Here is a 19,775-nt window from a genome sequence, read left to right as displayed (position 1 = left end):
ATCTTTAAGTGTTTTAATAAAATATCACGTTAATTTTCACGTTTTCTGTCATTTTAAAAGGTTTTGATTGATTTACACACTGTATAACAAAGTGATCAACAATGACCTACACCTCCAAATCTGACTAAACGCCAATGTAAAAAGACTTGTAGCAATCGAGGCCTCTATTGGCATTGTTAATGCTCCCTCTTAGATTGATCTAGTAGGCTCGTAGCTGCTTGCTTATTGATTTTATTGCTGCAGCTAGAGGGTGTATCTCTTCTAAAGTTCTTACACCCCCAAAACTCACTATAGGGGCCTTTCTTCAGTTGCATATCACCACCACAAACACTGCATATCGGTGCTGTATGGCTGCAAGTATCATTTAGACATACCTTAAAGCCTGTAAAGCGTTTACGTGTCATGGGACTACCACAAAGCTCACAACCCTCCTCTTTATGGTCACACAAGGGGAAGTGGGAGCATGAAAAGAAGGGTTTGAAGTTACCGACTCTTGGTTTAAGTGTGCCTGTGGTACAGCGCACACAACTAATCTCTTCAAAAATCTTCTGCACTAGAGAGGTACTAAACTCCTCTTGCTCAACAGCATAGTTTTCCTTGAGTAGTTCGACCACAAACGGGCTAGCATCTGTCATATCGGCAAGTACATATGCGCGGTGTTTTGCACGAGTTAAGGCAACATAAAATAGGCGACGCTCTTCTGCAAATTCAAATGCCTCAGCCTTAGGTAAAAATGCATCAAGTATTGGTGGGGTGACTTTCATTGAGGGGAAGCCATGCTTTCCCGCTTTCATCCCCGTGATCACCACATAATCTGCCTCTTTACCTTTTGAGGCATGAAAGGACTGACACTCAATAGTTAAACTTGGATACTTCCTATTCAGCTGCCTTAGCTCACTCTTATCAGGTAACTGAAACCAAAAACGAGCGAGCAGATACACTACAGGCGGCGCTTTTAGCTTATTTTCAGCATTATTAATACGCATGCTTATAGCATTTAAGGCCTGCTCTAGTGCATTAGGGCTTGGCTCATCTTTAGTTGCTGGCTCTTGTTCGCCTCGACGTATTAATGAAATCGTGGGGTAATCGACCTGCGTGAGGGAGCGAATATCTTTCTTTAGCTGCACAGGGTTCTTAGTCACAAACTGTGTTGCTACATCACCAATGCTGCTGTTGAATCTGAACGTCTGATCTAAATACGTTTTAGCAGTTGGGCCGAAATATTTAGTAAACTGCGTGGTTAAGCTGACATCGGCACCACTAAAGCGATAGATTGCCTGCCAGTCATCACCAACACAAAACAGAGAGGCTTTCGGTTTACGGCCTAGTAAGCACGAATCCCTTAACGCTCTAACTAACCGTGCTCTAGGCTCTGAGATATCTTGAAACTCATCGACCAAGATATAGGTCCATGGACTAATGAACTGCCCATGTTGAAGATAGCTAAGTGCTTTACCAATCATATCTTCAAAATCTATATCGCCTGAGGCTAACAGGTGCTGCTGGTAGCAGCTTAGTATCGGCTCTAGCAGCTCAAATGCTTTACGGGTTTGTTTGGCATCTGCGGCATTATTAAATACCTTCTCTAGCCCGTTCTTATCCAAGCAAGCAGATTTATACAAGCCAATTAGCTTACTGAACAGCTTAGCTAACTCGGTAACACGACCGAGCTCATTAAACGTTGCGAGTATCGCTTCATCAGGGAGAGGGGACACTTGGATCTCTAATACCTGAATAGCGTGTTCAAGCTTATCAGTGAGCTGGTCTTTTTTATGCTGATGATAAAACAGTTCAAGGCAGACTGTTTCATGCTCTTTGTGCAACTGGCGCTTCCACGCCATCGACTCCAAATATTGCTGGTTATCGATGTAAGGCGCGGTACTATCATCTTCATCGATGCCGTAATACTCAATATAGACACCGTAATCAGGAAGGTAGAAGTCAGGCTGATATTGGCGGAAATCAACACTGCTTACATCATGCTCATACTTAGCTTCATACTGGTACTCAATGCCATTGGTAAATAGCCAATTAGCGATGTATAGCTCGCCGAAACTCTTTACTCGCTCCCCTTTGAGGGTACGAATGTCATTGTCAGTTAAGTACTGGAAATACTCACCCTCTGATTCAAAATCGAAAGGGCTTTTCTCAACATAATAGTATTGACTAAAGTACTCAAACAGCTGTTTGCGATAGGCATCATCTTCAATCAAAGTTTCAAGAGTGCTTTGTACCCATCTATCTTTGGCTTTTTCATCCTCAGCCCAAGGAGACAGACTAGGTGCCTTGCCTTCAACTTCAGCAATAATCCTTAGACCTAAGCTATGAAAAGTGCTCGCTTTAATATCGTCGGTATCTAGCTTCTCTTTTATCCGTTCTTCCATCTCGTCAGCAGCTTTTCTCCCATAGGCGAGCAGCAAAATATCATCGGCTTGTGCCTGACCACTTTTGACTAAGTAGCCAGCACGACCCACCATAACACTGGTCTTTCCCGTACCTGCACCCGCTAATAACAAGTTATTGTTATCATCAATTACGCAGGCCCGTCGCTGCTTATCGGTCAGAGGGTTAGACTCAACATGATCAAAGAAATCGACAAACTTGATCAGCTGAGCTTGAACATAGTTTTCACGTAGCCTTTCTATATCGCCTTGGCTCCAGCTATGCATCTGCTTTAACTTGGTTAACGCTGTTTTTATATCCTTGGACAAGGCAACTTTTTCACAACAGGGAAACCAGCGTTTATACTCACGCTTAACTCTGGCCTGTATCATCTCTAAGCGTGATTGACGCAAGTACTTCGTAGCAATGGTGCGTTCAACTCTAGCCACCAGCTCACAGATACTCAGCCCGTTGCCTGTAGCCCACAGAAACGCTGCCTTTTTGCCAAATTGATAATGAGCTAGATAGGTTAAGTACGGCAGCTGGTAAGCCTTACCTGATACGGTAAAGCTAAGCAGGTAACCCAAAGGACTAAAGATAAATGCTGGTGGCGAATCTAGCTGTTCCCACTTGAAACTAACTTCATCATTAGAGTTGTTTGTTGCTCTATACCCAGCAGTAAACAGGCCTTTGCCACGATGAAAAGTAATGCCACTGTCGGTAAACTTTACAGCATCAGGCCTGCCCATATAAAAATTGCCAAACCAACTGTGCTTAATATTTTGACCAGACTGCTTTGATAACAATGTGTAACCTACTTCTCTATATAGTTTTAGCGTCCACCAGCTTGGACTTTAAATAACTTACCATTAACTGCTTTGAATTGTCCGCTTCAACTACTCAATACTTATTGCAGGTGTTTCTTGTAGTGATGTGATAGACGCCCCTCCCACAGACAGCGTCAAAATTAGTTATGTCATGCTAATTCACCAAAAGGAGCGTTCATCACATCACTACATATCAAACCTATAGAACCAAAAGCGACTAGGTCAGTTCTATCTAGCTCAAGAGACGTTCGACAACCTCGGTCATATCGAAGCGGGAAACTATCAGCAGCTCGCTTTTTACTGCGCCATTGTCTTGCGCCGTCATGTATTCCAGCATTTAGATCCTAAAAAACAGCTACAGCTTGAGATGATGTTAACCAAGTTAATTGCTAAAGCAGATGGAGTTGCAGAGCTGAAGGAGGGGTATCGATTACTATGCCTACTGAGCAATAAGATACAGCAACAAAGTTAAGTCAAAGCATTGGATTGAAAAACATTTAAATAAAAACGCAGTTAGAAATAACTGCGTTTTTATTGAGAGCCATTAAACAGCCGTGCGACCACTAAACGACAGGGCTAGGGTCGTGCCATCAACGTACTCGAGCTCACCGCCAACAGGAACGCCGTGGGCAATTCGCGTGACTTTAACATCACAATCATGGGCGATATCGGCGATGTACTGTGCAGTTGCCTCACCTTCAACCGTTGGGTTAGTTGCTAAGATAATCTCGCGCCACTCCCCTTCGCTTAAGGTGGTTTCGAGCCGATCTAGGCCGATGTCATCAGGGCCAATACCATCAAGTGGCGATAGGTGACCCATCAAAACAAAGTACTGACCGCTGTATTGGCCTGCCGACTCAATCGCCAACAGATCCGCTGGCGATTCAACCACACAAAGCTGGCCAGACTCGGTCCGCTTTGGGTTCGAACAGATCTGGCAAAGCTCTTGTTCGGTAAAGGTGCGACACTGTTGGCAGTGCCCTACTTCACTCATCGCTCGGCTAACAGAGTCACCAAGCTTACCGCCACCATTGCGGTCACGCTCCAACAAATGGAAGGCCATTCGTTGGGCAGAACGCGGGCCTACACCTGGTAAGCACTGCAGCGACTTGATGAGCTCATCAACCAGAGGACTGAACTTCATTAGAACGGTAGCTTCATGCCTGGTGGCAAGTTCATGCCGCCGGTTACTTCAGCCATGCGCTTCTTCTGATCATCTTCGATACGGCGAGCGGCGTCGTTGATCGCAGCAGCAATCAAGTCTTCCAGCATCTCTTTGTCGTCTTCCATCAGACTTTCGTCGATCTCAACACGGCGAACGTTGTGGGCGCCATTCATGGTGATCTTTACCAGACCAGCACCGGATTCACCGGTACATTCCATTTTTGCGATCTCTTCTTGGGCTTGTTGCATGCGCTCTTGCATCTTCTGCGCTTGCTTCATCATGTTACCCATTCCGCCTTTACCAAACATATCGTTCTCTCTCTAAATGCGATGTTCAATTGATGGAGGCACATGTTACCTGAACCGTGCCTCCGGACAAGATGTAGATGCTCAAAACGGTCACAGACTAGTAGGCTACTGAGTCGTCGAGCAAATTAGCATCTAATTCCGACTGTAACCACTGCACAACGGGGTCGGCGTAGAGATCTTGCTTAGCTTGCTCTAGTCGTTCTCGTTGGCGGCGACGGCGGATTTCCAGCGGTGTTTCCCGTTGCATCAGATCCTTCACTTCGATACGCAACTGAACCGTTTGGTTCCATAACGTCTGCAATGACTGTTGTAACGGTTCAACCACGGTATCACTGTTAAGGTGGCGCTGTTCGCTGCGCAGGTTAAGTACCACCTGCTCTCCGTCTCGCTCAAGTACCGAGTTAATTGCCAATTGTCGCGGTCGGGCACCGATGCCCAGCTGACCAATAGCTTGATACCACTGCATATCGAGTTCTCGATCCTCAGCCGCGGCAGGAACAGTTAACGGCTGTGCCGGCTCTGCCGGAGCCTCAACCGGCTCTGCCACTGCTGTAACCTCGGCTTCCTGCTGCGGCAACGGCCGTTGCCCAATCGGCAATAGCGGTTCAACCACCGCTTCAGCTGGGCTTAGCTCGGCTGCCTCCACTACCCCATTGGCGTTGGCTAAGCGCGGATCATTGTCAATATGCCAAGGTGGCAGCGATTCAGGATCCGTACTAACAGCCTCATCAACCGTGTTAGTTTTAACCGGTGGACGTTGTAATACTCGCGGCGCCGCAGTCGACGCTGCGGCTTCATCCTTTCCCGGCTCGTCTCCGTCACTGCTGATACTCGCAAAGTGTTGGCGCTGTTTTTTCTCATCCGCCAGCACTTGATTGATGACCGCCATCGGATCTGAACTGCCCAGCTCTGGCTCAGCGGCAACAGCGGTTACGCTATTATCACGAGAGGGTTGCTGCTGTTGCAGCTGCTGCGGTGGCGCCGACGTCATTCCAGTATCGTAATCTGGCAGATAGTCTGGTTGGTAATCGTCCATTTGCACGCCATCTGGATAATCCATCTGCGCACTAGCTTGCGCCATTAATAACGCCTGTTCGGCGTCCATGGCCTGTTCATCTGGCACTGTGGATTGAGGCGGTGGTGGTGGTGAGGGCATGGCAGCCGTTTGCGGCTCTGCTGCAACGTTGGTTAGTGCTGCAGCCTGCTGTTCAATCTGCGCTTGTTCAGATGCCAATGAGGTTTCAACGACCTCCTCTGCAGCTGTGTTAGCGGCAATTTCTGCTGCGTTAACTGCTACCGATGGTGCCGTTGCGCTTGTTGGGGTAGTTGCTGGTGCTGCAGGTGTTGGCTCTGATGCTATTGGCGGCAGTTTTGGCTTCGCTGCTACTGGTACCGATACTGCAGCCGATAGTGGCGCAGTCGCGCTGTTTGCCGCTTCAACGGCAGGTTGCACCGGCACAGCATGTACTACCGGCGCAGCAACTTGCCGAGCTTGCATCGGCTCAACGGTAATTGCTGGAGCAAACGCCAAGGCTCGGAGCATCACCATCTCGAAGCCACTGCGAGGATCTGGAGCAACGTTCAGATCGATACGCCCTTGGGTAAGCATCTGATACCACAGCTGCACCTGCTCTCGATCTAAGCTGCCAGCCAACTGTTGCACATTGTCGGCATCAGCCAGCGCGCTATGCGGTTGCAGATTAAACTGCGCTAACGCTACCTGATGTAATAGTGCCGCCATTTGCCGCAACAGTTCATCGTAATCTGGAGCAAACTGGTCAATCTCATCCAAGGTTTGCTGCATTAGCGCAGGCTCACCTTGGCAGAGGCTGTTCATTAATTGCAGGCTATAGCGGCTATCGATGGTGCCCAACATCGCTTGCACCTGAGCCAACTGCAGCGCACCGGCACCATGGGCAATCGCCTGATCCGTTAAGCTCATGCCATCGCGAACAGAACCATCTGCAGCTTGCGCCAGTAGATCCAATGCCGCGGGCTCGTAACCAACCAGCTCAGCATCTAATACCTTAGCTAAGTGTGCGCTGATCCGTTGTGGGATCACACTCTTAAGGTTGAACTGCAAGCAACGGGATAACACCGTTACCGGCAGTTTCTGTGGATCGGTCGTCGCCAACAGAAACTTAACGTGTTCCGGCGGCTCTTCAAGAGTCTTCAACAGTGCGTTAAAGCTGTGACGAGACAGCATGTGTACTTCATCGATAAGGTACACCTTAAAGCGACCACGCACCGGCTGATACTGAACGTTGTCGAGGATCTCACGGGTGTCATCGACCTTGGTACGCGACGCTGCATCGATCTCCAACAGATCGACAAATCGACCTTGGCTGATCTCAACACAATTATTGCAGCTGCCACAAGGCGTTGCGGTAACTCCCTGTTCGCAGTTCAAACCTTTGGCCAGCAACCGCGCTATCGAGGTTTTACCAACACCACGGGTACCGGTGAACAGATAGGCATGATGCAAGCGGTTATGTTGCAATGCGTGGGTCAGCGCTTTGAGGACATGCTCTTGGCCGACGACTTGATCAAATGTGGCTGGCCGCCATTTTCGCGCCAGAACCTGATAAGACATGATTATCCAATAACGATTAAAGGGGACACTTTGGGATCAATGTATCACATTTCAGAAAGCAAAAAGCCGAGCATGTGCTCGGCTTTAGAATGAGGTTGAATCGCGATCAGTCGCCTTCAAACTCACACAGTGACAATACGTTCAGATCAATTGCATCCAAGCGCTTAGCGCCGCCCAGATCTGGCAAGTTAATCACAAAGGCTGCGTCGGTTACGATACCGCCTAAATCACGAACCAGTTTAGCGGTTGCTTCGATGGTGCCACCGGTAGCAAGAAGATCATCGACCAGCAACACTTTGTCGCCAGGAACGATAGCGTCTTTGTGGATCTCTAACGTATCGGTACCGTATTCCAACTCGTAGGATTCAGCATTAGTTGGGCGAGGCAACTTGCCTGGCTTACGAACCGGCACAAAACCCAGACCCAATTCGTACGCTAACGGAGCGCCAAACAGAAAGCCGCGAGCTTCGGTACCAACAATCTTGGTGAACCCGTGATCTTTGAACTGCTGTGCCAGCAGCTCAATGCTCAGACGAAATGCTTTGCCGTCTTCCAACAAAGAAGTTACGTCGCGGAACATGATGCCCGGCTTAGGGTAGCCAGGGATGGTTTTGATGCTGTCTTTCAGCACAGCCAATGAAGCTTGATTCATGATGTCGTCTTTTTCTACAGGTGGCCTAGCCACAATAAAAAAGTCCAGCTTGTAAATTTACAATCTGGACTTATCAACCGTATTGCTGGCTAAGCTTAAGCACCTTAATTGCGAGATGCAACTACAATGTTGCGCAACGGGCTCTACGGCAATAAATTGCGTCAATTTCACTAAAACCGTTGCTATACAAGGCTATCCGTTAACGACTAAGGATACTTATCCAGGTTAATGATGCCGGTAAAGTAGGAATAGCCAACACTAACAAAAAGCCTAAAAAGTGAAGAATATTATAAGGTTCTTTAAATTCCGTGTGTTCCATGACGACAAACTCCCATGTATTTTGTTGGCGGCAGTATAAGTTGATCTTGGTCACACAAACACCGATAAAACGTAGGGTTTTACGCTGATTTATCAACTTATTAGCCCAAACCAATAAAAAAGAAGTTTACTGCTGTCGAATTATTCCTTGCCCAGCCATTTGTAACATCAGCTGTCCGGCCCCTTGGGCAACAACCTCAGGTTCTAGCTCTGGCATGGCGGTAATCATCGCTTCGGCCACTTGCTGGGCACTACAGCCGGGATGCTGCTGAACGTAACCCACCAGCTGCGCCGTCATTGGGTTGAGTTCCATAAAGGCGACATCATCTTCAGCATTGCGATAGACCAACAGGTAGGTTGGCTGCGCTTCAACCTGTGGGTTGTCAACGCCTATCTGATGTACTGGGTAGCCATACTTACCTATCTCGGCGGCTCGATAGAGGCATAAGCTAGCACTAAGCAACTGCTCAGCTTCAGTTATCGCGGTTTGGTCGGTAACTTCCGCTAAGATGTCTATTTTCAACTCTAATTGCTCATAGTGTGCCAGTTCCACCTCCCACAGGAGCAGATCCGGTTGCTGCTGCAAAAAGTGAAGAAAAGCCGCCGAAATGTCGACAAACAGGGGGGAATGGCAGTCGTATTCAGCAAAAAACGTTCGTAGCCGCTGTTGCCAAACCAACTCGTCAGTAATCGATTTCAACACTGGATAACCACTGTTGATAAAGCCACACACGTTGTTAAACATCAGCTCGCGGTATATGTCCATCCGTCGTGCTTCCAACTGCAACGGTGGTGAGCCAGGTTCTGGGGCACGGATGTGATCCATAAACTGCTGCTGAATTTGACTAAAATCGCTCATGCTGTTTGCACCTCCGTGGCACAGTTAAGCACTTTTGCTTGGATGTCGTTAATGCGGCTAACCTCAGTTATTAACTGATCCATCTCAGGCAGATTGAAATCTCGCTCTAGCAAGGTTGGGTGAATGCCATGCAAACGATAGCTTTGTTGCAATAGATCCCACACCGGTTCAATCACGTCCGCTCCGTGGGTATCCACAATGAGATCGTCGGCCTCGTTGTAATGCCCTGCGATATGCATGTAGCGCACCCGCTCAGATGGCAACCCTTGCAAAAATTGATAGGGGTCGTAACGATGGTTAACGCTGTTTACATAGATGTTGTTTACGTCTAGTAAGAGCTCACAGTCGGCACGTTCAAGCACCGCATTAACAAACTCCAACTCGCTCATTTCGGCACCGGGTTCGGCGTAATAGGAGACATTCTCCAACACCAGTCGACGACCGAGAATATCCTGAACGCGACTGACCCGCTCAGCAACATGATTAACCGCAGCCTCGGTGAATGGAATCGGCATCAGATCGTATAGATGAGCGTTGCCAGAGCAATAGGACAGATGTTCGGAATAGATCTCAATATTGTGCTGGTCGAGGAAGATTCTCAGCTGACGAACAAACGATTCGTCCAGTGGCGCTGGCGCACCAATGGAGAGTGACAAACCGTGACATACAAATGGTACCCGCTCTGTTAGCGCTCGAAACTGACGCGCTAACTTAGGGTTTACCCGCAACCAGTTTTCCGGCGCCACTTCCATAAAATGAATTGGGTCCGGTATTGCCCCTTGGCTAAGCTGCTGTACCATTTCACGCCGCAATCCTACACCCGCACCACTCAGTTGGGTCATGTTGCTACTCCTTGCGTTACCCTAAATATAGCAAAGGCTGACCGAGGCCAGCCTTGTTGGCTTATTAACGATAATTTAACCTAATAGTTAAACCGTTTCACTCAAACGCAGTTCAGTCAATCGGCTTACCATTAAGAGAGTTATCGAGGTGGTTACTTGTCACCACCGCACTTGCCTTCACCACACTTACCCTCTTTGGCTTTCTTATCGCCGCCGCACTTACCTTCGCCACACTTACCCTCTTTGGCTTTCTCGCCGCCACACTTACCTTCGCCGCACTTGCCCTCTTTGGCTTTCTCGCCACCACATTTACCTTCGCCGCACTTGCCCTCTTTGGCTTTCTCGCCGCCACATTTACCTTCGCCGCACTTACCCTCTTTGCCTTTATTTTCACCACCACACTTGCCTTCGCCGCATTTGCCTTCTGCCCCCTTGTCACCAGTAAGGGTCGAAATTTCATAGCCTTGAGCCAGTTCAGTCGCAGAGAATGGGTTTGCTTGAGCCGTAACTAAAGTGCCACCAACAACCAGCGCACCCAAGGCAGCAGCAACAGAGGTTTTCTTTACATTCGTCATGATATTTTATCCTTTTGGTCTAAACCTGTGTTATCCAGCGGCCTATGCGCTGGCTCAATCAAGAAGACCTTAGCTATTACGATCTTATTTCACATTATTTCAACATTTCTTACTTTAGTTGGTTTTTTGAAGATCACTCAGTCCTTCGTTAGTGGCGTTTCTGTGGTTTGCTGGTAAACTTCGCCGCTAAAATTTTCACCGTTATTTTCGCTTCAGCATGAGATCCCAAACCCTATGAGAGTAATTCTGGCCCCAATGGAAGGCGTAATGGACGCTTTAATGCGTGATATGTTGACCCGACAGTTCGGGGTAGACATGTGCGTCTCAGAGTTCGTTCGCGTTGTGGACCAGCTACTACCAGAGCGTACCTACCGACGTTTGTGCCCGGAACTGAACAATGGCGGTAAAACCCCAGCGGGTGTACCGGTGCGGGTACAATTATTGGGACAGAACCCAGATTGGATGGCACTCAATGCAGCCCGTGCGGTTGAGCTTGGCTCAGACGGGGTTGATCTCAACTTTGGTTGCCCGGCAAAGCAGGTTAACCAATCGAAAGGGGGGGCTGTGCTGCTCAAAGAGCCACAAGCGCTCCATGACATCATCAAAGCGGTTCGCGATGCAGTACCGAGCGATAAACCGGTAACCGCTAAGATCCGCTTAGGGTTTAACGACAAAGACTTAATGATGGATAACGCCTTCGCGGCACAGGATGCCGGCGCTGCCGAATTATGTGTACACGGGCGTACTAAGGATGACGGCTACAAAGCCGATAAGATTGATTGGGAGTCGATCGGCGCCATCAACAATGCCCTGTCTATTCCAGTAATTGCTAACGGCGAGATCTGGTCGGCAGCAGATGCCAAGCGTTGTCGTGAAATTACTGGCAGCAAAGATCTGATGATCGGTCGTGGCGCCTTAGCTCTACCCAATCTGGCGGAGTGCATTAAAACCGACGCTGCCCCGCTCAGCTGGCAAGAGATGAAACAAGTACTTATCGACTACTCCGGTTTCGAGCTCTACGGCGATAAGGGGATCTACTATCCCAACCGCATCAAGCAGTGGTTTCGCTATCTGATCCGTCAATATCCTGAGGCGCAGGCAGACTTTGAAGTGATCCGACGCTTACGTAGCCCTAACGAGATTGTTACCGCGCTAGGGGCAACGCATCTAATCAAAACCCAAGCTTGATTACTTTGGCTCGGATTTCGGCCCACCGTTACTGAGCCATAAGCTTAACGCAATCAACAAGACGATCAGCGCCATGTAGAGTAGCTCCAACATACTGTTGGGGCGGATCTCCACCAATAAGGCAAACACCTTAATAACCAACAGCATCAGCACCACTTTGCCAAGCTTAGCTTTAAGTTGGTCGATGCTGTTGATGGCAAACGCCTTAGAGCCATGGTCTTGTGCTTGTTCAATCCGGCTAACAAACAGCTCGTATAAGCCAAACGAAAAGATGAACAGCACCGAGGACAGTAAGAAGGTATCAAGCACTTCGATCACCACCAGTACCAGCTGATCGCGACTTACACCGGCATTGGCATCAAGTAAGTACTGCCACAACATATGCAGTAGATGCCACACCTCTGAGATTCCCAACACGATCAGCGCAATGCCAGCAATTACACAGCTAACAACGGCCAACAACAACGTAAGTCGACTTTTCCACAGTAGTGATTCAAATAACCGTTCCATGATCTTCCTTGATGAAATTTTTCGCAAAGTAACAATAAAATCAACACGATACAAACATCATATTGCATCATTGGTAATTGTTACTGCGATTTGCAACCTTCCTTGGTCGCATGGTTATCTCGCGTTAGGCGTTTCGAAAAGCGTCTATGCGTGACAAGTGAGCACTGATCTTAGGGAATTTGTGTGGTTGCTGCTCATCCCAAACGACGTCATAGAACGGCGCAAGCGTGGCGGCGATTTCGGTGATATCAAGCACCTCATCGTTTCTGGACAAGATAACCAACGAGCGTGATTGGTTCAGCTTGCGGAAGTCCTTAGCGCACTTATCAGCAATGTCTTCGTACTCTTCTGGACGGTCAATTTTGCCGACCATATTGGTGTGTGGCCACAGGTTAGGGTTGAACTGCACTGAACGGAGCTTACATAAAAAGCCGATGCGCTCAGCCCAATAACCGCCAAGACCAACACCTACAATAATTGGGTTCTTATCATCGCTATAGTTGAGCTGTTTGGTTACTTCATTGAGCAGATGCTGCATGTCATGACGGGGGTGTACAGTCGAGTAGTTGATCATCCTGACGTCGTCATCAATCATCTTTAACTGCAGCACCTTTTGGTGATTACCTGGACTGGTGGCATCAAACCCGTGCAAATAAAGAATCATCCCTTACTCTCCATATTCAATCGACTGCTTCTAGTATGGTTGTGGTGAAGCGAACCGTAGTGATCGTCACTACGCTTTGGCCACAGTAGTGACCCTACCTCAATAGAGTGTCGCTGTCCGGTGGCAGAATCAAGTCTAACCTGTGCTGGTTAGGCTGATTGCTGGTTGGGGCACATCGGCGACTGAGGTAACATCGCTCCATGTTCCGGATAGAACGTCTCTCAGTACAAGGATATTTTATGATCAGCGTGTTCGATATGTTCAGCATTGGTATCGGCCCATCCAGCTCCCATACCGTGGGCCCAATGCGTGCCGCAAATCGTTTCCTCAGCGATCTCAGCGACAACAATCAACTCACTCAAACTAACGAACTGCAAGTGGAACTGTTTGGTTCACTCGGTCAAACCGGCAAAGGCCACGGCAGTGGTAAAGCGGTTGTGCTTGGCCTCCTAGGTGAGCAACCGGAGCGATGCGATCCGGATTCAGTAGAAACAAAGTTAAAGGCAGTGGCTGAATCACAACAGTTAAGCCTGAACGGTGAGCATCAAGTTAAATTTACCCGTTCCAACGGCATCACCTATCATCGTCGCAAAAGCCTGCCACAGCACGCCAACGCCATGACCATTAAAGCGCTTAAAGATGACAGCATCATCTATCAACGCACCTACTTCTCCATTGGCGGCGGCTTTGTACTAGATGAAGTTGAGATAGAGCGTAAAGATGAGATCAACCAAGTCGCCCAAACCCAGCCCTACTCCTTCAGCAGTGCCCACGAGTTGGTTGAGCTGTGCACTGAGCATGGCTTATCTATCGCCTCGTTGATGATGGCTAACGAGAAGGTATTACGCAGCGAAAATGAAGTGCAGGATAAACTGTGGCACATCTGGCAAACCATGATTGCCTGTGTCGATAGAGGCTGTCGCATCGAAGGCATACTATCTGGTGGCCTCAAATTGCGCCGTCGAGCACCAGCATTGCACCGTCGTTTGCAAGCTGAAGGGAGCACCAATCAAGACCCGCTCAATGCCATGGACTGGGTCAACCTGTTTGCCATGGCAGTCAACGAAGAGAATGCCGCCGGTGGCCGGGTCGTTACCGCACCAACCAATGGCGCCGCGGGGATCATCCCTGCGGTATTGTGTTATTACGATCGCTTTATCCAACCGGTTAATAAGGATATCGCCTGCCGCTATCTATTAACCGCGGCAGCGATTGGCATTCTCTACAAGAAAAACGCCTCCATCTCTGGGGCTGAGGTAGGTTGCCAAGGCGAAGTCGGCGTGGCCTGTTCAATGGCAGCAGGCGCACTAACCGAGATCATCGGTGGCACTGTAGCCAATGTTGAAAACGCCGCAGAGATCGGCATGGAGCACAATCTCGGGCTTACCTGCGATCCGGTTGGCGGCTTGGTACAGGTACCTTGTATCGAGCGCAATGCCATGGGCGCAGTAAAGGCGATCAATGCTTCCCGTTTGGCCATGCGTGGCGATGGCATGCATAAGGTGTCCCTTGATAAAGTCATTAAGACCATGTGGGATACCGGCATGGACATGCGCAGTAAATACAAAGAGACCGCCAAAGGCGGCCTCGCGGTTAACATTGTTGAGTGCTAACCCTAAGTAGCTAAAATCGAGCTGCCAGTGCCTAGCGCATCGGCAGCTCCATATCAGCAAACATCTCATCTATCTGCGCTTGATCCCGCAATGCCAACGCTTGCTCAACACGAGTCTTGGTCAGGTGCGGAGCAAATCTCTCCATAAAATCATACATGTAAGAGCGTAAAAAACTGCCCTTACGGAAGCCTATCTTCGTGGTATTGGCTTCAAATAAGTGGGATGCATCACGCACTACCAAATCATCATCCTTACCATCTAATGCCATCGTTGCCATTACCCCAACCCCGAGCCCCAAACGCACATAGGTTTTGAGCACATCAGCACTGGTGGCCGAGAATACCACCCGCGGTTCGCCTTCAACTGTGGCAAAGGCTTTCTCTAAGGCACTGCTGCGGTTAAAGCCAAACACATAAGTAACCAACGGATACTTCACCAGTTCTTGCAGCGTGATCTCTTTAACCTTAGCCAGTGGGTGATCCTTTGGAAACACGATAGAACGATTCCAGTGATAACACGGCAGCATGATCAGATCGTGATAAAGGTGCATGCCCTCCGTCGCAATGGCAAAGTCGGCATCACCCCGTACCGCCATTTCACAGATTTGATCCGGGGTGCCTTGATGCATGTGCAGGTTAACCTGAGGATAACGCTGAATGAAATTGCCGATCACCTGTGGCAAGGCATAACGCGCCTGAGTGTGAGTAGTAGCAATATTGAGATCACCACGATCTGGCTGGGTATACTCCGACGCAACATTTTTAATGCCTTCAACCTTACCGAGAATATCACCAGCTATTTCGATTACCTGCTTACCTGCGGGGGTAACATGGGTTAGGTGTTTGCCACTGCGACCGAAGATCTGCACCCCTAACTCATCTTCAAGCATTCGCACCTGCTTCGAGATCCCCGGTTGAGAGGTATATAAACTTTCTGCCGTTGCCGACACATTCAGATTATTGTTAACAACCTCAACAATGTAACGCAGTTGCTGCAGTTTCATGGTGACTCTCACGGCTCGAGTTTAGATTTAGTTATATTGATAGCAATAAATTGAGCAAATTGGAATAAGCAAAGTGTTTGATGCGATGACAGTGGCTGTCACCGAGGCTCCGCTTTAGTGTACGATTAGTGCTACTTTAAGAACGTTAGAAAAATCGAAATGTCCGTAACTATTGTCGTCGTCTTATTAGGCGCCCTGTTGTTGGTTATTGTCGGCATTAACATGCTGCAGCAACACAAAGTAAAACTAGAAAGAGCCCGCCGCCAAGAACTCGCTAAGCAAAAAGCAATCTTAACTGAGATAGAACAACTGCAGGCAGCAGGGGCATTGCTGCCATACACCAATGCGTTAGTGCGCTCGTTAAAAACCCGCCAGCTTGACGCCGTAAAACAATTCTTAGCAATAGAGCCGCGCAATGCTGATATGTTGCAACGCCAGATCGACATCAACAATCTGCTTTCTGAACTAAAAACCTCACCCGCTACCGAACGCAGCGTCGATAGCTTCAAGGTTCCTTCTGAGCACAAGAAGATTGTTGCTCTGATTAAAGCACTTAAGCGCCTCAAAGATTTTATTAAGCAGGAACAAACCCGAGGTAGCCTAAACCACGATGAGTTTGTGACTGAAGCTCAACGCATCAACCAACTGCAGTTGCGTATCAATGCAACTGTGTTACTTGATCGCGCCAAACTAGCTGCTGCGCAGCTGCAAAATGGCTCCGCTCGCCAGCACTTAGGGCAACTGGCTAAAGTGTTATCGCAAGCGACCAATGACGAACAGTATCAACAACTAATGCAACAAAAAGCGAAAGAACTGTTAGATGAGTTAACCGAACGTCAACAGTCCAGTTTACAAGAGCATGTTGAAGGCGTTGCTGAGAATGCAATCGACGATCTCGACGAGTTATTCTCACCGAAAAAGAAATGGTGACAGGATAATATTGGCGCAACGAATGACTGCACTCAATGCCCTGTTTGGTGTAATTCGCCGTCGTAACAGATAGCTCAAGCACCTAATGTAATTGCTATAAATTCGCAGCTAAGAAAAGCCATAATCGTCGATTGTGGCTTTTTTTGTGTACCAACTAAGTGTTGTTGTTTCCAATGCTGTTAAAGCACCGGCTAGCCGAGTCGCGATACAAAGGGTAAAGCACTATCGCTATTTATCTTCTGCCGCATTGGAGCGGTCCAGCGAAGCGTTTTAGACTGAGCTCTATGGCCGAGGGGGATTCCAAAGGGGGCGAAGCTCCCCCTAATACATACAAGAATGTTGCCGTCGCCACCGCGATATAACCCTCTAAAAGCACCGAAATCGGTGAAGCCGAAGACTTAAGATAAACTTCAACAGCTAACTACTACACTGCCCTTAAGAGTACGGCAACCGGTAAAGCCGAAGGCTTGATATCAATCTCAGCACTTAACTGTGACACCATCAAAAATAACGTGTTACAGCACATTAATCTGGGCTGTAGCCCCCAAACAAAAACAGCCCGCAGATGCGGGCTGTTTAATCAGAGCTAATGTTGCAACACGCTCAGCTTATTTCTTCGCTTTAACCTTGCTCTTCTTGGTTTGCTCTTCGAGCCACTGCTTACCGTCGAACTTCGCTATCCAACCCGTAGCCTTACCGTCAACCTCAGTCGCAACGTATTGCTCTTTAGTCTTACGGCTAAACTTTACTTGGTAAAGGTTGCCATCTTCATCCTTCTCCGGCGCATCGGCCAGATAGTAGAACTTAGACGAGATGCGATCACGGAAACGCTTCAGCTCTGCCACTTTAGGGGCACGGGTTTCACGGCTTTTTGGGAAGGTGCTTGCAGCCATAAACAGACCCGCAGCACCGTCGCGTAAAATAAAGTGCGCGTCGGATTTCTCACATGGCAATTCAGGCAGCGGTACCGGATCTTCCTTCGGAGGTGCTACTTCACCGCTTTTCAGCAACTTACGAGTGTTTTTACAATCAGCACCATTGGTATCAGTACAGGCAAAGTACTTACCAAAGCGACCGTCTTTCAGCTCCATATCGGAACCACAGCGGTCGCACTCAATTAGCGGACCGTCATAGCCCTTAATCTTGAAGGTACCCTGCTCTACCTCGTAACCATCACAGCTTGGGTTGTTACCACAAACATACAGCTTGCGAGTTTCGTCAACCAAGTAGCTATCCATGGTGCTGCCACATTTGCCACAACGACGCATGGTGATCAACGCTTTCGCTTCTTGATCATCGGTAACGGCTTCAGCTTCATCACCAGCGGTTAGGTTGATGGTGGTCTTACAGCGTTCCTTTGGTGGCAACGAGTAACCACTACAACCTAAGAACACCCCAGTGGTGGCGGTACGAATGCCCATCGGCCGTTCGCAGGTAGGACAAGGGATGTCGGTCTCAACCATCTGGTTTGGACGCATGCCGCCTTCCAGTTCGTCCAGCTCCGCTTTGGTGATGTTACCGGTAAGGTCTTCATAGAACTCGTCTAGCACACCTTTCCAGCTTAATGTGCCTTGAGCAATCTTATCCAGCGTCGCTTCCATACCAGCAGTGAAATCGTAGCTCATCAACTCGTCGAAGTTTTCAACCAAACGATCGGTGACGATCTCACCCATCTTCTCAGTGAAGAAACGACGGTTCTCTACCCGGACGTAACCACGATCCTGAATGGTGCCGATAATGGCAGCGTAGGTTGAAGGACGGCCAATACCCCGTTTCTCAAGCTCTTTTACCAACGACGCTTCGTTGAAACGAGCAACCGGTTTGGTGAAGTGCTGCTTCGGATCCAGCTGCTTCAGTTCAAGGCTATCACCCACTTTAACTGCTGGCAGAGTCTTATCTTCTTCGCCTTTACGGCCAACCGGCGGCTGAGCACGAGTCCAACCGTCAAACACCATGATGCGGCCTTTGGCTTTTAGATCGTAATCACCAGCGGTCGCAGTGATGGTGGTGGCATCGTACTTCGCCGGTACCATCTGACAAGCGACAAATTGACGCCAAATCAGCTCATACAAACGTTGCGCATCGCGCTCCATGCTCGACAAGGTGGAAGCCTTTACGTTCACATCGGATGGACGGATAGCTTCGTGCGCCTCTTGAGCGCCCTCTTTCGAGCCGTAACGTAGCGGGGTTTCTGGCAGATAGTTGCTGCCATACTCTTCGCCGATAAAGCCTCGTAGCGTCTCTACTGCCTCTTTACTCAGATTGGTGGAGTCGGTACGCATATAGGTGATGTGACCGGCTTCATACAAACGCTGAGCCAAGGTCATGGTTTTCTTCACCCCAAAGCCCAAACGTGTGCTTGCGGCTTGTTGCAAGGTGGAAGTGATGTAAGGGGCTGAAGGTTTACTTGAAGTAGGCTTATCTTCACGTTTAGTGATACTAAACGGCGCCCCCTGCAGTGCCTTGAGCACAACATCGGTTTGTTCTTTATTGGTCAGCTTCAGCGTTTTGCCTTGGAAGTTAGTCACTTCCATTCGCAATGCCGCGGTCGTAGCGTTCAAATCTGCGTGAATATCCCAGAACTCTTCCGGTACAAAGGCACGGATCTCACGCTCACGTTCAACCACTAGGCGAACCGCAACCGATTGCACTCGACCAGCAGACAAACCACGGGCTAGTTTCTTCCAAAGCAGCGGCGATACGGTAAAGCCAACCACTCGGTCGAGGAAACGTCGGGTCTGCTGAGCATTTACACGATCGATATTTAGATGCAGTGGCTCAGCAAACGCTTCTTGAATCGCGGTTTTGGTGATTTCGTTAAACACCACTCGACGGTAGCGCTCTGGCTCACCACCAATCACTTCTTGCAAGTGCCACGCGATGGCTTCCCCTTCGCGGTCCAAATCCGTTGCGAGATAGATGGTATCGGCTTTTTCAGCCAAGGTTTGCAACTCTTTAACGACCTTCTCTTTGCCTGGCAAGATCTGGTAGTTAGCATCCCAATCGCTTTTCGGGTTAATCCCCATACGGGTGATCAAAGCCTGATAGTCGCGCTTGGCTTTATACTTGGCTTTCTCTTCAGGGGCCATCTTTCGAACTTCAGCCGCGGTTTTTGCCGGAGCAGCGCGGGAAGTTGATTGACTCGCCGAAGTCGGCAAGTCACGAATATGACCCACGGAAGATTTAACGACAAAATCTTTGCCGAGATATTTGTTAATGGTCTTCGCCTTAGCTGGCGACTCCACAATTACCAAAGATTTTCCCATGGGGTGGTTTGAACCTTATTAAACGCGTTGGGGAGGAATTGGCTCCATATATAGAGATACTGAGGACGACTTTCAAGCTC

General features: G+C 48.8%; 15 protein-coding genes. 3 read left to right on the top strand and 12 right to left on the bottom strand.

All coding sequences use genetic code 11. From position 1 onward, the window contains the following. Window positions 1-176 precede the first annotated feature (176 nt). The 8 genes from HER31_RS02760 to HER31_RS02725 form a co-directional block, all read right to left on the bottom strand. Window positions 177-3,131, bottom strand: coding sequence for a UvrD-helicase domain-containing protein (locus tag HER31_RS02760; RefSeq protein ID WP_168663110.1), 2,955 nt, complete (start codon window positions 3,129-3,131; stop codon window positions 177-179). Between the two features lie 622 nt (window positions 3,132-3,753). Further along, window positions 3,754-4,353: a recombination mediator RecR gene (gene recR / locus HER31_RS02755; RefSeq protein ID WP_168659157.1), complete on the bottom strand. Its 600-nt coding sequence runs from the start codon at window positions 4,351-4,353 to the stop codon at window positions 3,754-3,756. Then, complete coding sequence (locus HER31_RS02750) at window positions 4,353-4,682, bottom strand: YbaB/EbfC family nucleoid-associated protein (protein WP_168659156.1); 330 nt, start codon at window positions 4,680-4,682, stop codon at window positions 4,353-4,355. The genes recR and HER31_RS02750 overlap by 1 nt, the downstream gene beginning before the upstream one ends. A 97-nt stretch (window positions 4,683-4,779) precedes the next feature. Continuing rightward, window positions 4,780-7,275: a DNA polymerase III subunit gamma/tau gene (gene dnaX, locus HER31_RS02745; protein ID WP_168659155.1), complete on the bottom strand. Its 2,496-nt coding sequence runs from the start codon at window positions 7,273-7,275 to the stop codon at window positions 4,780-4,782. 106 nt (window positions 7,276-7,381) lie between these two features. Continuing rightward, on the bottom strand, window positions 7,382-7,927 hold the full coding sequence (gene apt / locus HER31_RS02740) for an adenine phosphoribosyltransferase (RefSeq protein WP_168659154.1): 546 nt from the start codon (window positions 7,925-7,927) through the stop codon (window positions 7,382-7,384). Between the two features lie 445 nt (window positions 7,928-8,372). Beyond that, window positions 8,373-9,104 carry an HvfC family RiPP maturation protein gene (locus HER31_RS02735; RefSeq protein ID WP_168659153.1) on the bottom strand — a complete coding sequence of 244 codons (732 nt, stop codon included), beginning with the start codon at window positions 9,102-9,104 and terminating at the stop codon, window positions 8,373-8,375. After that, entirely contained in the window at window positions 9,101-9,946 is an 846-nt protein-coding gene (locus tag HER31_RS02730; RefSeq protein ID WP_168659152.1) for an HvfB family MNIO-type RiPP peptide maturase, read from the bottom strand. The genes HER31_RS02735 and HER31_RS02730 overlap by 4 nt, the downstream gene beginning before the upstream one ends. Before the next feature lie 152 nt (window positions 9,947-10,098). After that, window positions 10,099-10,521 carry an HvfA family oxazolone/thioamide-modified RiPP metallophore gene (locus HER31_RS02725; protein WP_168659151.1) on the bottom strand — a complete coding sequence of 141 codons (423 nt, stop codon included), beginning with the start codon at window positions 10,519-10,521 and terminating at the stop codon, window positions 10,099-10,101. Window positions 10,522-10,755: 234 nt separating this feature from the next. On the opposite strand from HER31_RS02725, the gene HER31_RS02720 reads away from it, so the two are divergent. Next, window positions 10,756-11,709, top strand: a complete 954-nt coding sequence (locus HER31_RS02720) for a tRNA-dihydrouridine synthase (RefSeq protein ID WP_168659150.1) — start codon at window positions 10,756-10,758, stop codon at window positions 11,707-11,709. Here the strand turns inward: HER31_RS02720 and HER31_RS02715 are convergent, their stop codons facing one another. After that, window positions 11,710-12,219 carry a YqhA family protein gene (locus tag HER31_RS02715; RefSeq protein ID WP_168659149.1) on the bottom strand — a complete coding sequence of 170 codons (510 nt, stop codon included), beginning with the start codon at window positions 12,217-12,219 and terminating at the stop codon, window positions 11,710-11,712. A gap of 124 nt (window positions 12,220-12,343) precedes the next feature. Further along, entirely contained in the window at window positions 12,344-12,883 is a 540-nt protein-coding gene (ycfP, locus tag HER31_RS02710) for an alpha/beta hydrolase YcfP (protein ID WP_168659148.1), read from the bottom strand. A gap of 239 nt (window positions 12,884-13,122) precedes the next feature. Here ycfP and HER31_RS02705 point away from each other — a divergent pair, with 239 nt between their 5' ends. Next, on the top strand, window positions 13,123-14,496 hold the full coding sequence (locus HER31_RS02705) for an L-serine ammonia-lyase (RefSeq protein ID WP_168659147.1): 1,374 nt from the start codon (window positions 13,123-13,125) through the stop codon (window positions 14,494-14,496). Between the two features lie 31 nt (window positions 14,497-14,527). Here HER31_RS02705 and cysB read toward each other — a convergent pair whose 3' ends face one another. Continuing rightward, entirely contained in the window at window positions 14,528-15,499 is a 972-nt protein-coding gene (cysB, locus tag HER31_RS02700) for an HTH-type transcriptional regulator CysB (RefSeq protein ID WP_168659146.1), read from the bottom strand. Between the two features lie 159 nt (window positions 15,500-15,658). On the opposite strand from cysB, the gene HER31_RS02695 reads away from it, so the two are divergent. Next, the gene (locus HER31_RS02695; RefSeq protein WP_168659145.1) at window positions 15,659-16,429 is read left to right on the top strand and encodes a hypothetical protein; all 771 of its coding nucleotides are present in this window, start codon (window positions 15,659-15,661) and stop codon (window positions 16,427-16,429) included. Window positions 16,430-17,037: 608 nt separating this feature from the next. Here the strand turns inward: HER31_RS02695 and topA are convergent. Beyond that, a complete protein-coding gene (gene topA / locus HER31_RS02690; protein WP_168659144.1) occupies window positions 17,038-19,695 on the bottom strand; it encodes a type I DNA topoisomerase in 2,658 nt (885 codons plus the stop codon). Window positions 19,696-19,775: the final 80 nt, after the last annotated feature.

This window comes from Ferrimonas lipolytica, from assembly GCF_012295575.1.
Lineage (GTDB): Bacteria > Pseudomonadota > Gammaproteobacteria > Enterobacterales > Shewanellaceae > Ferrimonas > Ferrimonas lipolytica.
Note: the sequence above shows the minus strand (reverse complement) of the source record. Positions and strands in the feature narration are given on the sequence as shown.

Excerpts from the sequence above, each read along its gene's own strand:
- recR (WP_168659157.1), bottom strand. The coding sequence starts at position 4,353 with ATGAAGTTCAGTCCTCTGGTTGATGAGCTCATCAAGTCGCTGCAGTGC.
- apt (WP_168659154.1), bottom strand. The coding sequence starts at position 7,927 with ATGAATCAAGCTTCATTGGCTGTGCTGAAAGACAGCATCAAAACCATC.
- HER31_RS02695 (WP_168659145.1), top strand. The coding sequence starts at position 15,659 with ATGTCCGTAACTATTGTCGTCGTCTTATTAGGCGCCCTGTTGTTGGTT.
- dnaX (WP_168659155.1), bottom strand. The coding sequence starts at position 7,275 with ATGTCTTATCAGGTTCTGGCGCGAAAATGGCGGCCAGCCACATTTGAT.
- ycfP (WP_168659148.1), bottom strand. The coding sequence starts at position 12,883 with ATGATTCTTTATTTGCACGGGTTTGATGCCACCAGTCCAGGTAATCAC.
- HER31_RS02750 (WP_168659156.1), bottom strand. The coding sequence starts at position 4,682 with ATGTTTGGTAAAGGCGGAATGGGTAACATGATGAAGCAAGCGCAGAAG.
- HER31_RS02735 (WP_168659153.1), bottom strand. The coding sequence starts at position 9,104 with ATGAGCGATTTTAGTCAAATTCAGCAGCAGTTTATGGATCACATCCGT.
- HER31_RS02730 (WP_168659152.1), bottom strand. The coding sequence starts at position 9,946 with ATGACCCAACTGAGTGGTGCGGGTGTAGGATTGCGGCGTGAAATGGTA.
- HER31_RS02715 (WP_168659149.1), bottom strand. The coding sequence starts at position 12,219 with ATGGAACGGTTATTTGAATCACTACTGTGGAAAAGTCGACTTACGTTG.
- HER31_RS02725 (WP_168659151.1), bottom strand. The coding sequence starts at position 10,521 with ATGACGAATGTAAAGAAAACCTCTGTTGCTGCTGCCTTGGGTGCGCTG.
- HER31_RS02720 (WP_168659150.1), top strand. The coding sequence starts at position 10,756 with ATGAGAGTAATTCTGGCCCCAATGGAAGGCGTAATGGACGCTTTAATG.
- HER31_RS02760 (WP_168663110.1), bottom strand. The coding sequence starts at position 3,131 with ATGGGCAGGCCTGATGCTGTAAAGTTTACCGACAGTGGCATTACTTTT.
- topA (WP_168659144.1), bottom strand. The coding sequence starts at position 19,695 with ATGGGAAAATCTTTGGTAATTGTGGAGTCGCCAGCTAAGGCGAAGACC.
- cysB (WP_168659146.1), bottom strand. The coding sequence starts at position 15,499 with ATGAAACTGCAGCAACTGCGTTACATTGTTGAGGTTGTTAACAATAAT.
- HER31_RS02705 (WP_168659147.1), top strand. The coding sequence starts at position 13,123 with ATGATCAGCGTGTTCGATATGTTCAGCATTGGTATCGGCCCATCCAGC.